This window comes from Tabrizicola sp. (assembly GCF_030694085.1).
GTDB lineage: Bacteria > Pseudomonadota > Alphaproteobacteria > Rhodobacterales > Rhodobacteraceae > Tabrizicola.
Window position 1 is genome coordinate 593,988 of sequence record NZ_JAUXZE010000035.1, and the last position, 14,738, is coordinate 608,725.

15 protein-coding genes are annotated in these 14,738 nt (G+C 65.2%); 7 read left to right on the forward strand and 8 right to left on the reverse strand.

Translation table 11 applies throughout. The features are described 5' to 3' along the window. Positions 1 to 157 precede the first annotated feature (157 nt). Complete coding sequence (locus Q8M85_RS07965; RefSeq protein ID WP_305542599.1) at positions 158 to 1,084, forward strand: helix-turn-helix domain-containing protein; 927 nt, start codon at positions 158 to 160, stop codon at positions 1,082 to 1,084. A gap of 7 nt (positions 1,085 to 1,091) precedes the next feature. Here the strand turns inward: Q8M85_RS07965 and Q8M85_RS07970 are convergent, their stop codons facing one another. After that, the gene (locus Q8M85_RS07970) at positions 1,092 to 1,748 is read right to left on the reverse strand and encodes an SOS response-associated peptidase (RefSeq protein ID WP_305542601.1); all 657 of its coding nucleotides are present in this window, start codon (positions 1,746 to 1,748) and stop codon (positions 1,092 to 1,094) included. 141 nt (positions 1,749 to 1,889) lie between these two features. On the opposite strand from Q8M85_RS07970, the gene Q8M85_RS07975 reads away from it, so the two are divergent. Further along, positions 1,890 to 2,240 carry a VOC family protein gene (locus Q8M85_RS07975; RefSeq protein WP_305542604.1) on the forward strand — a complete coding sequence of 117 codons (351 nt, stop codon included), beginning with the start codon at positions 1,890 to 1,892 and terminating at the stop codon, positions 2,238 to 2,240. A 96-nt stretch (positions 2,241 to 2,336) separates the two neighbouring features. Here the strand turns inward: Q8M85_RS07975 and Q8M85_RS07980 are convergent, their stop codons facing one another. After that, a complete protein-coding gene (locus Q8M85_RS07980; RefSeq protein ID WP_305542607.1) occupies positions 2,337 to 3,836 on the reverse strand; it encodes a bifunctional UDP-sugar hydrolase/5'-nucleotidase in 1,500 nt (499 codons plus the stop codon). A 229-nt stretch (positions 3,837 to 4,065) separates the two neighbouring features. On the opposite strand from Q8M85_RS07980, the gene Q8M85_RS07985 reads away from it, so the two are divergent. The 3 genes from Q8M85_RS07985 (at position 4,066) to Q8M85_RS07995 (ending at position 6,208) form a co-directional block, all read left to right on the forward strand. Continuing rightward, positions 4,066 to 4,665: a hypothetical protein gene (locus Q8M85_RS07985; RefSeq protein ID WP_305542610.1), complete on the forward strand. Its 600-nt coding sequence runs from the start codon at positions 4,066 to 4,068 to the stop codon at positions 4,663 to 4,665. A gap of 146 nt (positions 4,666 to 4,811) precedes the next feature. After that, a complete protein-coding gene (locus tag Q8M85_RS07990) occupies positions 4,812 to 5,150 on the forward strand; it encodes a DUF952 domain-containing protein (protein WP_305542613.1) in 339 nt (112 codons plus the stop codon). Continuing rightward, positions 5,147 to 6,208: a quinone-dependent dihydroorotate dehydrogenase gene (locus Q8M85_RS07995; protein WP_305542615.1), complete on the forward strand. Its 1,062-nt coding sequence runs from the start codon at positions 5,147 to 5,149 to the stop codon at positions 6,206 to 6,208. The genes Q8M85_RS07990 and Q8M85_RS07995 overlap by 4 nt, the downstream gene beginning before the upstream one ends. Positions 6,209 to 6,264: 56 nt before the next feature. Here the strand turns inward: Q8M85_RS07995 and Q8M85_RS08000 are convergent, their stop codons facing one another. The 5 genes from Q8M85_RS08000 to Q8M85_RS08020 form a co-directional block, all read right to left on the reverse strand. Continuing rightward, the gene (locus tag Q8M85_RS08000; protein WP_295076664.1) at positions 6,265 to 6,501 is read right to left on the reverse strand and encodes an Lrp/AsnC ligand binding domain-containing protein; all 237 of its coding nucleotides are present in this window, start codon (positions 6,499 to 6,501) and stop codon (positions 6,265 to 6,267) included. A gap of 55 nt (positions 6,502 to 6,556) precedes the next feature. After that, positions 6,557 to 8,089: an ATP-dependent RecD-like DNA helicase gene (locus tag Q8M85_RS08005; protein WP_305542621.1), complete on the reverse strand. Its 1,533-nt coding sequence runs from the start codon at positions 8,087 to 8,089 to the stop codon at positions 6,557 to 6,559. A 38-nt stretch (positions 8,090 to 8,127) separates the two neighbouring features. Then, positions 8,128 to 8,316: a hypothetical protein gene (locus tag Q8M85_RS08010; protein ID WP_305542624.1), complete on the reverse strand. Its 189-nt coding sequence runs from the start codon at positions 8,314 to 8,316 to the stop codon at positions 8,128 to 8,130. A 129-nt stretch (positions 8,317 to 8,445) separates the two neighbouring features. Further along, complete coding sequence (gene ccrA, locus Q8M85_RS08015) at positions 8,446 to 9,753, reverse strand: crotonyl-CoA carboxylase/reductase (protein ID WP_305542627.1); 1,308 nt, start codon at positions 9,751 to 9,753, stop codon at positions 8,446 to 8,448. A gap of 106 nt (positions 9,754 to 9,859) precedes the next feature. Beyond that, a complete protein-coding gene (locus tag Q8M85_RS08020) occupies positions 9,860 to 11,218 on the reverse strand; it encodes a 1-acyl-sn-glycerol-3-phosphate acyltransferase (protein WP_305542630.1) in 1,359 nt (452 codons plus the stop codon). Positions 11,219 to 11,379: 161 nt separating this feature from the next. Between Q8M85_RS08020 and Q8M85_RS08025 the strand changes: the two genes are divergently transcribed. Both Q8M85_RS08025 and Q8M85_RS08030 read left to right on the forward strand, forming a co-directional pair. After that, positions 11,380 to 13,359 (forward strand): methylmalonyl-CoA mutase family protein, encoded by a 1,980-nt coding sequence (locus Q8M85_RS08025; RefSeq protein WP_305543017.1) that lies wholly within the window; start codon positions 11,380 to 11,382, stop codon positions 13,357 to 13,359. A gap of 131 nt (positions 13,360 to 13,490) precedes the next feature. Then, the gene (locus tag Q8M85_RS08030) at positions 13,491 to 13,850 is read left to right on the forward strand and encodes a DUF6455 family protein (protein ID WP_305542632.1); all 360 of its coding nucleotides are present in this window, start codon (positions 13,491 to 13,493) and stop codon (positions 13,848 to 13,850) included. On the opposite strand, the gene Q8M85_RS08035 is transcribed toward Q8M85_RS08030, so the two are convergent. Then, a complete protein-coding gene (locus tag Q8M85_RS08035) occupies positions 13,851 to 14,603 on the reverse strand; it encodes a hypothetical protein (RefSeq protein ID WP_305542635.1) in 753 nt (250 codons plus the stop codon). Between the last annotated feature and the right edge of the window lie 135 nt (positions 14,604 to 14,738).

Here is a 14,738-nt window from a genome sequence, read left to right on the forward strand (position 1 = left end):
GCCAACACGTGTAGTCGGTTGATCGTTATGCTGCGACTGCCGGGCAGAGATATCCTCCCCCCTGACCGGCACAGTCCAAGGTTGCGGAATTGGGCGCCGTTCAGCAATATCGGTTTGTCAGATTGTTTTCCGGTTTTCTAAGATTGGATGGAAGAGGATGGACGACCTCAAGGACAGTGCGCGCGCGCGCCGGAACCCTATGCCGGTCCCCAGCCATGACCGGCACTTCTATTCGCAGCTCCGCGCCTTTGGCCGTTTCGGCATCCGTATCTTTGAACCTGTGGTGATGCCGCAGCCGCATTGGCACGGGCATATCGAGTTGAATTTCGCCGCAAATTTCCGAATGGCCTACGACATCGACGGCACTCGGCTGATCCTGCCCGAAAACCGGCTGATCCTTTTCTGGGCCGGCGTGCCGCACCAGTTGACCGCCATCCAGCCGGTAGACGACCAGCCGGTCAAACTCGCCAACATCTACCTGCCGCTCGACAGCTTCCTGCAGATGCGCCACATCATGGCGTTGCAGGCCGCCATGATCGGGCGCGGAATGGTGATGCTGCCCGAATCGCTTTGCGACGCTGGGTTGATGCAGCGTTGGTATTTCGACTACCGGTCAGGCGATTTCGAGCGGGCCGAGATCGTAAAGATGGAGCTGAACGCCCTTTTCCGCCGCGCCTCCATCACCGGCTTCGACTTCCTCCGCCCGCCTCAGCACGAAATCGGCACCGACCGGAACCTCAGCTCCGCCCATGTCCGGCACGTCATCGACATGGTCCGCTTCGTGCTGGAGAACCTCGACAAGCCGCTCTTGAACGCCCAGGTGACGCAGGTTACCGGCCTGCACGAAAACTACGCCCTGACGCTGTTTTCCCGGACGATGCAGGTGCCGTTGAAGATGTTCATCAACCGGATGCGCCTGATGCGGGCGCGGGCGCTGCTGGTCGAAAGTTCGATTGCGGTCTCGGACGTGGCCGAGCAATGCGGCTTCAGTTCCCTGACCCAGTTCTACGCCCAGTTCCGCACCAATTACGGCATGCCGCCCGCGGCCTTGCGGCAGCATTATGTGCAGATGGACCTGCGCTGACCCGGTGTCAGGCTGCGACCGGCTCGATCAATGCAGGACCCGACGCCCGATTCGAATTCACCGCCACGCCGACCCGGTAGGGCGTGGTCAGCACTCCGGCCTCCGACGCGCGCATCAGCACCGCTGCCCCATGCCCGGCCTCGCCCAGCCAGAGCGGCCAAGCCGCGCGCTCCAGCACGACCGGCTCGCGGTGATGGATCTCTGCCATGCCGGGCCCTGCCTCGGTTGACACGATGGCCACCGTGTCCATGTCGCCCCAGCGCTGCCAGACGCCCGCCAGCGCCATCGGCAGGCCGTCCGCGCGGGTGAAATACCAGGGCAGCCGCGCGCCCTTCTCGCCCTCGCTCCATTCATAGAAGCCACTCGCGGGGACGATGCAGCGCCGCTCGCGGACGGCGGCCTTGAAGGCGGGCTTGGTCGCCACCGTGTCGGACCGCGCGTTGATGATCAGCGGCCCGTCGTTCGGCGCCTTGTACCACGACGGGATGAACCCCCAGCGCATCGCCCGCAGCCGCCGCACCCCGCCCTCGGAGGTGACCACCACGACCGGGTTGGTGGGGCACACGTTGAAGTTCGGCCCCGCCGGCAGATCGTTCCCCGGCACGGCGTCGAACAACGCGGCCAGCGCCTCGTTCGGGTGGGTGATGGTGAAGCGTCCGCACATGGCGCAAAGATAGGCGATCCCCGGCCAAAGACCAAGTCAGGGGCCGGCAAGCCGCGCGGTGCCGCCGATCGCCCGACACCGTCGCTCGGACAGATGACCGACGCACCGTTCCGCGCTATTCTGACCTTATTGGAGGCCACCATGCCGCTGTCGCAAGTCTCCCGGCGCGTTGAAAACCTGGACCGAGCCCGCGCCTTCTGGCGCGACACCCTCGGCATGACCGAACTGTATGCCTTCCCCGGCCTTGCCTTCTTTGACCTCGGACCTGTCCGACTGATGCTGCGGGAAACCGGCAATCGCGAGGAAGCCGATATCCTCTACCTCGCCACCCCCGACATCGCCGCCGCACATATCGCACTGAACGAACGGGGCGCCCGGACGACCGGCACCCCGCACATGATCCACAGGCATCCAGACGGGGCCGAGGAATGGATGGCGTTCTTCAAGGATGACGAAGACCGGGACCTTGCGTTTCACTCCGTGGTTCGCTGACCCCTCGTCGTGCGCCTTCGGCTTCTCCTCGCACGCCTGCCCGCGAGGAGCGACCGAAGGAAGCGACGAGCAGTCCCTGGCGCTATTGCCCCAGCTTCATTGCCCCAGCTTCCTGATCCGGCCCTCGACGGCAACCTTCACCGTCCCCAGCTTCTCGACATAGGCCATCACGTCATTGGCCACGAGCTGCCCCGTCGGCCCATCCGTGATGATCCGACCACCGCCCAAGCTGGCATAGCCATCACCACCGCCGACGATGTAGTCATTCACCGCCACCTTGTAGAGCTTGTCCGCCTCCAGGGGCGCGCCACCCACCATCACCTCGCTGACCCGCGATCCCGCAGGGGCCGAAGCATCAAAGGCAAACGTCAGGCCAGAAACCTGCGCGAACCGACCTGCGCCCTTCTCGACCTGGGAGACGCCATTCTCCAGCGCCAGCAGCACCTGGGACCCCGGCAGTTCCGTCACCACCGTGGTATTGCCGAACGGCAACTCGGTCAGGATGTCGCGCCGCGTCAGCTTGCGGCCTGCCTCATAGGTCGTGTCGCCCCGGATACCGCCCCCGTTCATGATTGCGATGTCGGCCCCAGTCGCATCGCGCAAAGCGTCGGTGATCAGGTTGCCCATCGTCGCCTCCTCTGCGCGCACGACATTCCGGCGGCTGTCCAGGGGGGCCTCGACCGTCCCGATCTCGACGTTCAGGTTTTCATCCATCGTCGCCCGCAGGGCATCGGCCATCGCCACCGACTCCGGGTCCGGCGTCACCGTCGCCGTGTCGATGAATCGGAACGCAGGCACCCAGCTGATCTGGCGCGTTCCGTCATCCTTTGCCTCCACCTCGACCATGAGATCGATGGGCGACAGGAACTGCCCGTCAATCGACGTCTCGACATAGGCCGTGCGCCCGTCATAGGCCGTGGCATAGGAATGGTCGTCGCCCGACAGGATCACGTCGAACGCTCCGCTTGCCATCAGGGCCCGGTCGTTCTCCATGTTGGTCTGCACCACCCCCACGACGATATCCGCGCCCTCTTCGCGCGCCTTCTGGGCCGCTGCGACCCCGGTTTCCACCGTCGGCAGGAACTTCAAGCTGCCCGTGGACGACACTTCGGGCGAAGTATCCTGCGCCACCGGAATCAGCGCGACCTTCAGACCTCCGACCTCCTTCACCATTACGCCGCCCAGCCCTTCGATGGCCGACCCGTCGTCGTTTGTGATGTTGATCGCCGCCCAGGGGTATTTCGACGCCTGCATCTTCTCCATGAAGTTTTCCGGCCCGAAGTCGAACTCATGGTTTCCAGGCACCGCCAGATCGAAGGGCACCAGATTGGTGAAATCGACGGTATTCTGCCCTTGGTCGAACCCCGAGGCGAGCGACGGGCTCAGCATGTCGCCGTTGAACAGATACAGCGTGTTCGGATTGGCCGCGCGTTCGGCCCTGGCGACCGCGTTCAGCCGTGCAAAGCCGCCACGTCCGTCTTCCTCTTCGAAGTTGTAGACGTCACCCACGCCCAGCAAGGTCAGCTTGACGGTCTCGGCATCAGCGGTCGTTGCAACCAGGGCAGCGGCAATCGCAAGTCTCGAAATCATGTGCATCGCGAGTCTCCTGTGACGGTGTGCACTCCAAGACTGCGCCCGGGGCGACCTTCCTGTCAAAGGAACAAGGCCCCCTGCGCAGAGACCTGCCACAATCTTGACGAGATACAACCTGTGGTAAGTGCCCCTCATTAAGGACACAAATTAATCTTCTGTTAACCTTGTTCTGGTCCCGCCAGAAACATGCCAGGCGCGCAAGAAGAGAGTACAAACTCCGAAAGGCATAGCCATGAAACTCCCTCTGCTTGTGTGCGCTTTCGTAACGGTTGCCTTTAGTGCCAATGCTGAAACAAGTGCGGTCCCCGACTGCGATTATGTCGAGATCCGCAACCTGACGGTCTACCGGATAGCCATTCCCGGCTGCTCGGTGGAAGTCCAAAAGCCCGAGCGTCGCGACACAGCGACGAAACCGCTTGCGACACCGAAACCACAGCCGATCCTGGTGGCCGATCCCGACCTTCCGCCGCCGCTTGGGCCGACCCCGGAACCCTATGAGGAACCCGGTCCGGGGCCACTGCCCGAACCGGAACCGCAGCCAGAGCCGACGCCAACTCCGCAACCCGAGCAGCCCTTGGACGACGGCAACAACGGTCACGGGAACGACCCGGGTCGCTACGACCCCTCCAATCCGGCCGACACAGCTGGTCCGAACACCGCGCCTGGCAGCAGTCCGGGCGGTAGCCCGAACGGCACCCCTGGTGGCCCGAATGGCGCCCCCGGTGGCACGAATGGCACCCCCGGTGGCCCGAACGGCACTCCCGGTGGCCCGAATGGCACCCCCGGTGGCAGCAATCCCGCCGGAAACCCAAGAGGCGGACCGTCCAACTGACCTGATGTGCAGGCTCCCCGTGGCCTGCGACTCCTGACAGCAGACACGGCGCGCCCCCTTGCGCGCCGTGTTACCGTATATGCCCCCCGGTAGGCGGACAACGGCGGGCCATTGCCAGACAAGCCAAGCTTCGCTATTCGCCCCCCATGCTGATCCTCAAGATCTTCCGACGCCCCGAATGGGATGCCTTCCGCGCTGCCGGCGAGACGCGCGGCGCTCCCATCGACCTGGCCGACGGCTACATCCACTTCTCCACCGCCGCCCAGGTGGCCGAAACCGCTGCCAAATGGTTCGCCACCGAAAGCGACCTTGTGCTGGTGGCCTTCGATCCCGACAAGCTGGGCTCGCAGCTGAAATGGGAACCCTCGCGCGGCGGACAGCTTTTTCCACACCTCTATCGGCCCCTGCGGATCGACGAGGTCGTCTGGGACAAGTCGCTCCCGCTTGGTGCGACCGGCCACATCTTCCCCGAGGGGCTCTGGTGAGCACCGTCGAACGGCTCGGCCTGGCCCTCCTGCACCGCATCGACCCCGAGCGGGCGCATGGCCTTTCGCTTCTGGCACTCCGGTCGGGTCTGGCCCCCCTGCGCGGCCCGGTCGACCTGCCGCGTCTGCACACGACACTCGCCGGGATGCCCCTTCTCAACCCCGTCGGCCTGGCCGCTGGCTACGACAAGAACGCCGAGGCCCTGGCCCCCCTGTCCCGCGCGGGCTTCGGCTTCATCGAGGTCGGCGCGGCGACGCCCCTGGCCCAGCCCGGCAATGACAGGCCCCGCCTCTTCCGCCTGACCCAGGACCGCGCGGCCATCAACCGCTTCGGCTTCAACAACCAGGGGATGGAAGCGATCGGTGCCCGTCTTGCCGCCCGCACCCGCGGCCCCGTGCCGGTCGGCCTGAATCTTGGCGCGAACAAGACAGCCCAGAACCGCGCCGCCGATTTCGCCACGGTCCTTGCCCACTGCGGCCCCTACGTGGACTTCGCCACGGTCAACGTCAGTTCCCCGAACACCGAGCGCCTGCGTGACCTGCAAGGCCGCGCGGCGCTGCTCGCACTTCTCGACCGGGTGATGGAAACGCGTGCTGCCTTGACCCGGCCGATCCCGGTCTTCCTGAAGATTGCCCCCGACCTGACCACCTCGGACCTGGAGGATATCGTCGACGTCGCGCTCACCAGCCGCATCTCGGGCATCATTGCCACCAACACCACCATCTCGCGCGAAGGTTTGAATTCTGCAAATCGGGGCGAAGCAGGTGGCTTGTCCGGCGCTCCATTGTTCGAAAAGTCTACCCGAGTGCTCGCCCAACTGTCGCAACTGTCCCAAGGCCAGCTGCCGCTGATCGGTGTGGGCGGGATCAGCTCGGCGGAAGAGGCCTACCAGAAGATCCGCGCGGGAGCTTTTGCCGTGCAGCTTTACACGGCAATGGTCTACGGCGGCATCTCGATGGTGCCGGACCTCGCCAGGGGGCTCGATGCCCTCCTCGCACGCGATGGCTTCGCGAAAGTCGGCCTTGCTGTCGGCACCGGCCGCAGCGCCTGGCTCTGACCTTTCATCTTTGCTCAAATATCCCGGGGTCCGGGGCAGCGCCCCGGGGCATCCCCTCAGAACGCCTTGAACGTCATTGTGGTCAGCGTGCGCTGGATGCCGGGAATGTCGAACAGCTTCGACGACAGGTAGTGCCCGGTATCCGCATCCTCGGGGATATAGACCTTGGCGATCAGGTCATAGTCGCCGCTGGTCGAATAAAGCTCGCTCACCACTTCCCGGTCCCAGATCGCATTGGCGACCTCATAGGTCTGGCCGGGGGTGCAGCGGAACTGGACGAAAACCAAAGCCATCGGGGCCTCCATTCTTGGCGTCGACTCTAGCCCGCCGGAAGCCCAAGGAAAAGCCTCACTCCTCGCCCAGGGCCAACAGAGCCGGTTCCCGCTTCAGGTCCTCGATGGACAAGGGCTCGGTCGGCCGCGCCAGCCTGTTGCGCACCACCCAGAAAAGCCGCGTCTGCGCCCGGGTGATCGCGACATAGGCCAGCCGCTTCCAAAGGGGCACCCCCGCCTCGGACCGTCCCGAAAAGGCGGCCGCCTGCAGATCGGGCGCAAAGACCTGCACCTCGTCCCACTGCGAGCCCTGCGCCTTGTGGATCGTCACCGCCGCCCCGTGCAGAAAGGCCGCCCCCATCCGCGCTGCGTGGGGGATGAACGGCTCTTCCTCGTCCGGCTTCTCGATCTTGATGATCGACGCCGCACTGACCTGAGGCTCCTCCGCCCCCACGACATGCAATCGAGCAAAACCGTCGCGGCTCCCCTCGCCCAGATAGATGACCTGCGCGCCCTTGATCAGGCCGCGCGCCTCCAGATCGATCCGCTTCTGCCGGTGCTTCAACGGCAGCTCGATCCCGTCGCAGATCAAGGGTTCGCCCGGCAGAAGTGCATCCTCCGGCGCGCCATAGGCGTTGCGGAAGGCCTGGATCAGCCGCACACGCGTCGCGTTGCGCCAGACCAGCACGGGCGAGCGCGCCATCAGCGCCGCCTCGACCCGTTCGGCCCAGACCACCCGGTCATCCTTCCGCGAAGTTTCCTCAACCAGCCGCTCGAACGCTTCAAAACCGATCCTGTCGTCCGCCAGCGCATGGGCCAGGTCCAGGATCGGGTTGTCCTGGGTCTGCCGGTGGATGCGATGCAGGACCAGCTTGCGCGTTTCCGGCAAGGTGTCGAACATCATGCGGTCCGACTGAACCGGGGCCAGCTGTGCCGGATCGCCGAACAGCACGAGGGTCGGAAAGATCTCCTGCAGGTCATTGAACTGCCGCTCGTCCAGCATCGAGGATTCATCGACAAACCCCACGTCCAGCGGCTCTTCCCGCCGCTTCCAGCCCTTGATGAAATCCGACCCCTTCAACCCAGCCGATGCCAGCGCGCCAGGGATCGATGCGACCTGTTGATAAAACGCATGCGCCCGGTCCAGCGCAAGGTCGGTAAGCCCTGCAATTGCCAGGTTGTCGACCACCGGCCTTGTCCCAGTCCCCGCCAGCCATTCGGCGATCTTCTCGTATTCCGGGTCATAGACCGGCGTGTAAAGGATGCGGTGGATCGTCGTCGCCGGCACGCCCCGCAACCGCAGTACACTCGCCGCCTTGTTCGTCGGCGCAAGAATGGCCAGTGTCCGCCGGTCCTTGCGCTTCTTCCCCTCGTAATCGCCGGACACGACGTCAAGCCCCGCTGCCTTCAGGCCCCGGTAAAGCTCGGCCAGAAGCATGGTCTTGCCGGACCCGGCCTTGCCCACCACAGCCAGCACCGAAGTCCGGCCCTCGGCGGCGGGCTGCAGCACCCCTTCGGCCAGATCGATCCCCGCACCCAGAAAGGCGGCGGCGAGGCGGTCATAAGCCTCGGCCTGGTCGTCGGAAAAGGTCAGTGCCGGGGCCTGCATCCTGCGACCTTAGCCGGTACAAGACGCAAGCGGTAGGGTCAGTGCATCTGTCGGCCCGTCGACGGAGGCGACTGTGGCGGTTCGTCCGGCCCCTCATCGGTGGCGCCGATCTCGCGCCGCGCCTCATCAATGGTCTCAGTCACCTTTGCCGCCAGGCGGGGCAAGCCGTTCTGGGTCGCGTAGGTAAGAAGATCCGACAGAACGTCGAAGACCCAGTCGTGGCGCATGAAATCCCTCGGCCAGAAATCTGTGCCGCCTTGGGTCCCCGGTGCCTGACTTCAGACGCCAGAGCCCACGGCGACTCACTTAAACACAGATATCCGGGCGATGGGTGAATTGGTTGTTAAAGGTTGCCTTTAAGGCAATTTGCTCGCCTCTAGCGTGTCCTCGAAAGTCCGCAGCCCCGTGCGCGGAGCTTGCACCAGAACGGCCATGTTTCCGGGCTTGTGCTGGTTTTTCCACATCAGCGTATGCGCGCGCGGAATTTCGGCCCAGGGGAAGACCTCGGACATGCAGGGGTCCAGCCGCCGTTCGACCATCAGCTTGTTGGCACTGGCCGCCTGCTTCAGATGCGCAAAGTGGCTGCCCTGCAGGCGCTTCTGGTGCATCCACATGTAGCGCACGTCGAAGGTGCAGTTGAAGCCGGTGGTTCCGGCGCAGATCACCACCATACCGCCCTTCTTGCAGACCAGCGACGAGACCGGGAAGGTCGCCTCGCCCGGATGCTCGAACACCATGTCGACGTTCACGCCCCCACCTTGAGCATTTCGGCCGGTGATGTCCCAGATCGCCTTGCCAAAGCGCCGCGCCTCTTTCAGCCAGGTGTTGTACTCCTCCGAGTTGACCTTCGGCAGTTGCCCCCAGCACTTGAACTCGTTGCGGTTGATCACGCCCTTGGCGCCCAGGCCCATGACGAAATCGCGCTTCGATTCGTCGCTGATCACCCCGATCGCATTGGCGCCCGCCGTGTTGATCAGCTGGATCGCATAAGAGCCCAAGCCGCCCGAGGCCCCCCAGACCAGCACGTTCTGCCCCGGTTTCAGATCATGCGGCTCATGCCCGAAAAGCATCCGGTAGGCCGTCGCCAGCGTCAGCGTGTAGCAAGCCGATTCCTCCCAGGTCAGGTGCTTCGGCCGCGGCATCAGCTGCTGCGCCTGCACCCGGGTGAACTGGCTGAATGACCCGTCGGGGGTCTCATAGCCCCAGATCCGCTGTGTCGGGCTGAACATCGGGTCGCCGCCATTGCACTCTTCGTCGTCGCCGTCGTCCTGGTTGCAGTGGATCACCACCTCGTCGCCGACCTTCCAGCGCTTCACCTTGTCGCCCACGGCCCAGACGATCCCCGCCGCATCGGACCCGGCAATGTGGAAGGGCTGCTTGTGGCCGTCAAACGGGCTGATCGGTTGCCCAAGCCCCGCCCAGACGCCATTGTAATTCACCCCCGCCGCCATCACCAAAACCAGCACCTCGTTGCTGTCGATGGCCCAGGTGTCGACGACCTCTTGCAGCATTGCCGCTTCCGGCGCCCCGTGCCGCTCGCGCCGGATCGTCCAGGCATACATCTGCTTCGGCACGTGCCCCAACGGAGGCATCTCTCCCACCTCGTACAGGTCCTTTTTCGGCGCGTCGTAGATCACGGGAGCATTTTGCGTATCCAAAGCCAACTGAGCCTCCAGCCTGATGCCGCGCCGCAGAATCGCCGCGCCGTTACGGGCAGATAATATTCTTGCGCGCAACTTTGCAATAGTATGATCGGTGTTTCTTGAAATTTTATGTCTGCGGCGGCGCAGCAACGTGGATGTTCGGCACCGAGGCCGCATAGAACTCCAATAACTCCCGCGTCCCGGCCACCGGCTTCAGGTCAGCGCTGACCAGCCCGCGCCGGATCAGCGGCTCCAGCCCCTCGTCCAGAACCGTTGCCCCGCCAACCGGCGGCAGCTTCAAGACCGCCCCTGCCGCGCGCAGCCGCCCAACCATCGCCTCGACCCGTGCGCCCAGCTCCTCACGGCTGGCCGCCCCCTCGCCCAGGGCCCGGGCCACCAGCGGCACCGGCAGCACCGGAACCACCTCCGCAATCGCCGCCATCAGTCGCTCTCCCAGATGTTCGACGGTGCCGCCGGCCCCAAGATGCTCGCGCAGCGACACCGGGGCACCAAACCCCGCCGCAGCCGTACCGAAGCCCTTGGTCCGGCCCCGGAACCGCGCCCAGAGAAACCGGGCCGCAAGCCACGCCACCCTGACCGGCCGGTTGCGGAACCGCCGCGTGCCCGCCTTCGCAGCCTCGACCAGCACCCGGTCCTCCAGCACCCGGTCATAGGCCAGCCCCACCGGCACGAAGACAACATCCCGGGAATGGGGCGACCAGCCCTCGACGATGTAGCTGATCAGCCCCAGCTTCGGCGGCCCCACGCGTCCGTCCAGACTAAGGCCACCCTCCGGGAAGATTGCCTGGGTCGTCCCCTCCTCGGTCGCCATCTGCACATAGCGCGCCAGCACCTTGCGGTACAAAGCGTTCCGGCTGCCACGCCGGATGAAATAGGCTCCCATCGACCGGATCAGCGCCGACAGGGGCCAGACCCGCGCCCATTCGCCCACCGCATAGGACACGGCCGAACGATCCGCGACCAGCCAGGTCACCAGCACGTAGTCCATGTTCGACCGGTGGTTCATCACGAAAACCACGGCCGCCCTGGGGTCGATCGTCCGCAAGGCCTGGTCCACCTTGCCGACCCTCACCCGGAACAAGAGACGCGAAAGCCACTTCGCCGCCCGCGTCCCGAAGCCGAAATAGACCGTGGCCGAAAACCCCGGCACGATCTCGCGGGCATAGCGCCGCGCCTCCTCGAAAGCGACCTCGCCGGGCACCCCCGTCTCGGCCGCATGGACCATCGCCGCCTCGACGACCTTTTGGTCATAGGCCAGCCGCGCCACCATGTCCGACCGCTGCGCCAGCTTGAACAGGTCGATCTTCCGGTCCAGCCGCGCATTCAGTCGCGACAGGGCCTTCTCCGCCCGCCGCCTGAAGAACCAACGCACCGATGGGAACAGGAAATGCGTGGAAAAGCTGATCGCGGCAAAGCCCAGGATCAGACCCAACAGCCAGACGGGAACCGCAACCGTGCCGAACATGGGCCTACCCTGCCCGAAAGCGAAAACCTCGTCGATGACTTCGTCACTCCTCGGTCGCCCTCCCCCGCGACGAGAAGCCGAAGGCGCACGAGGAGCATCGCCGCAGCGCAGCGATTGACATTGGCATGATCTTTCCCATATGCCATCCTTGACGCAATATTATTACTCGCCCGACTCGTGAGGCTCCGATGACCGAGAAACCCTGGCTGTTCCGCACCTACGCTGGCCATTCCACCGCAGCTGCCTCGAACGCGCTCTACCGCACCAACCTTGCCAAGGGTCAGACCGGCCTGTCCGTCGCCTTCGACCTGCCGACCCAGACCGGCTATGACTCCGACGACCCCCGCTCGCGCGGCGAGGTCGGAAAGGTCGGCGTCCCCGTCGCCCACCTCGGCGACATGCGCACGCTTTTCCAGGACATCCCGCTTGACCAGATGAACACCTCGATGACGATCAACGCCACCGCCCCCTGGCTTCTGGCGCTCTACATCGCCGTAGCCGAGGAACAGGGCGCCGACGTCGCGGCCCTGCAAGGCACGGTCCAGAACGACATCATCAAGGAATACCTCAGCCGCGGCACCTATATCCTGCCGCCGGAACCATCCCTCCGCCTCATCACCGACGTCGCCGCCTACACCGGCAAGAACCTGCCAAAGTGGAACCCGATGAACGTCTGCAGCTACCACCTGCAAGAGGCCGGGGCCACACCGGAACAGGAACTGGCCTTCGCGCTCGCGACCGCCTGCGCGGTCCTTGATGATCTGAAAGTGAAAGTATCACCCGCAGATTTCCCCGCAATGGCGGGCAGAATGTCGTTTTTTGTAAATGCCGGCATCCGCTTCGTGACCGAGCTTTGCAAGATGCGCGCGTTCACCGCCCTTTGGGACGAGCTTCTCGAAACCCGCTACGGCATCACCGACGCCCGATTCCGCCGCTTTCGCTACGGGGTCCAGGTCAACTCGCTGGGCCTGACCGAGCAGCAGCCGGAAAACAACGTCTACCGCATCCTGATCGAGATGCTGGCCGTCACCTTGTCCAAGAACGCCCGCGCCCGCGCCGTGCAGCTTCCGGCCTGGAACGAGGCGCTCGGCCTGCCCCGCCCCTTCGACCAGCAATGGTCGCTGCGGATGCAGCAGATCCTGGCCTACGAGACCGACCTTCTGGAATATGACGACCTCTTCGACGGCAACCCCGCCGTCGACCGCAAGGTCGCCGAACTCAAGGCCCAGGCCTTGGAAGAACTCGCCCAGATCGACGCGATGGGTGGGGCCGTCGCCGCCATCGCCTACATGAAGTCCCGTTTGGTCGATTCCAATGCGGACCGTCTCGCCCGGATCGAAACCGGCGCCACCACTGTCGTGGGCGTCAACAAGTTCACCACCACCGAACCGTCCCCGCTCGCCACCGGCGAAGGCGCGATCATGCAGGCCGACCCGCAGGCCGAGGCCGACCAGTGCGAACGCCTCGCCCGCTGGCGCAAGCAGCGCGATCCGCAACGCGTGGCCGAAGCCCTTGCCGCGCTGCGGCAGGCCGCCCAGACCGGCGAGAACATCATGCCCGCCTCGATCCAATGCGCCAAAGCCGGGGTCACAACCGGCGAATGGGGCGGGGCGATGCGGGCGCTTTACGGCGAATACCGCGCCCCGACCGGCGTCTCCCAGCACCCCTCGAACCGCACCGAAGGGCTGGAAACCGTCCGCGATGCCGTGGCCGCCGTCGCCACCAAGCTTGGCCGCCCGCTCCGCCTTCTCCTCGGCAAGCCCGGCCTTGACGGCCATTCCAACGGGGCCGAACAGATCGCTACCCGCGCCCGCGACTGCGGGATGGAGATCAGCTACGACGGCATCCGCCTGACCCCGCAAGAGATCGTCGCCGCCGCCGCCGAGAAAGGCCCGGACGTGATCGGCCTCTCCATTCTTTCCGGCAGCCACGTGGCCCTGATCCGCGAGACGCTTGACCTGATGCAGAAGGCCGGCCTGACCCAGCCTCTCGTCGTGGGCGGCATCATTCCCGATGACGATGCGAAAACCCTCACCGCGATGGGCGTCGCCCGAGTCTACACCCCCAAGGACTTCCAGCTGAACCGCATCATGCTGGACCTTGTGGCGCTGGCCGACCCGGCTCCGGTCGCGGCTGAATAACGGGATCGCGGGCCAGTCCCTCGCCGGGCTCGCCTCCGGGAACTTCCGCGCGCTGCAGGACTTGACGCAAATCAAGGCGGCAGCCCACAACCGCGCCTATCCAGAGTCCAGACACCTGTTTGGAGCCTGAAATGTTCGCCCGTATTCGCGCCCTGATCGACCGCCTGCATGACGTGCAAGAAGTCAACGCACTCTCTGACCGAGACCTCGATGACCTTGGCATGACCCGCGATCAGGTCCTCGACTTCCTGCGCATGCCGCGCGACATCAACGACCGCGTGACAGCGATGGGGGCGATCTTCGGCCTGCCCGAGACCGAACTCAAGCGTGACCACGGCCTTTGGGTCGAGATCCTGTCGACCTGCGGCCACTGTGCCGACCGGGGTGCCTGCGCTAGGCTTCTGGCCAAAGGCGACCAGGCCCAGCCGACCGAGGCGACCTTCTGCGGCAACCGCGAGGCCTTCGCCGACCTTGCTACCTACGCGGCCTGATCAGGCCTCCGGGGCTTCTGGCGGTGCAGCCTCGGCCTGCCGCCAGACCGAGGCGCCGTTTTCGTAAAGCTTCACCAGCCCCTGCGCCGCACGCGCCTCGCGGCCGATGTCGACGATCAGCTCGCGCCGGGTGGTCCCGCGCAGGAACATGCAGCGCCTTGGCAGGGCGTGGGCCTCAAGCTCCGGGTTGATCTGCCGGAAAAACTGCTTCTCCGGGTCCAGCCCCGGCTTCATCCGCCGCGCCGCCTCGCGCAGGAAGTCGCCGTCGAACACTCCGGGCGAGGTCGAGAAGGCGTTGACCAGGCCATCCTCGACGATCCGGCGCCCCTGCTTCACCACCCGGCGCGAGGTCTGGTGATACAGCCCCCGCGTGTGCTTGTTGATGCACATGAAGGTCACCGCGCCCACGTCCGGCTCGAACAAAGGCTCGATCCGGTCCGGTCCGATCGGCTCCAGCGCCAGCCAGTCATCCTCCAGATGCAAGACGCGCGGTGCCGTCGTCGCTGCCCAGGCCCGCATCACCGCCGAGGCGAAATCCGGTGTCTCGGGCCGGAAGATCAGCGCCTCGGGGAAATGCCGCCGGATCAGAGCCTCGCAGCGGTCCCCCTCGGTCCTGTCGCCCATGAACGGGTCCAGATTGGCAATCAGCCGCCGGATGCTGAAGTTCGGAAAGACGTCGCGGGCGAAGGACTCCAGGGTCCGGGCCAGCAGCCCCTCGCGGTGTCCGGCAATCAGCGTGACATCATAGTCCAATCCGCAGGGCCCCTTCTGGCAGCCCTCTCGGGATAGCGCAGGCGGGCCGATCCCACCAACCGATTTTTCGACCCTTGCGGGATCGGAACGCGCGGCCCATTAATGCGGGCGCATGCGCTTGGGTTCCGTGCCACA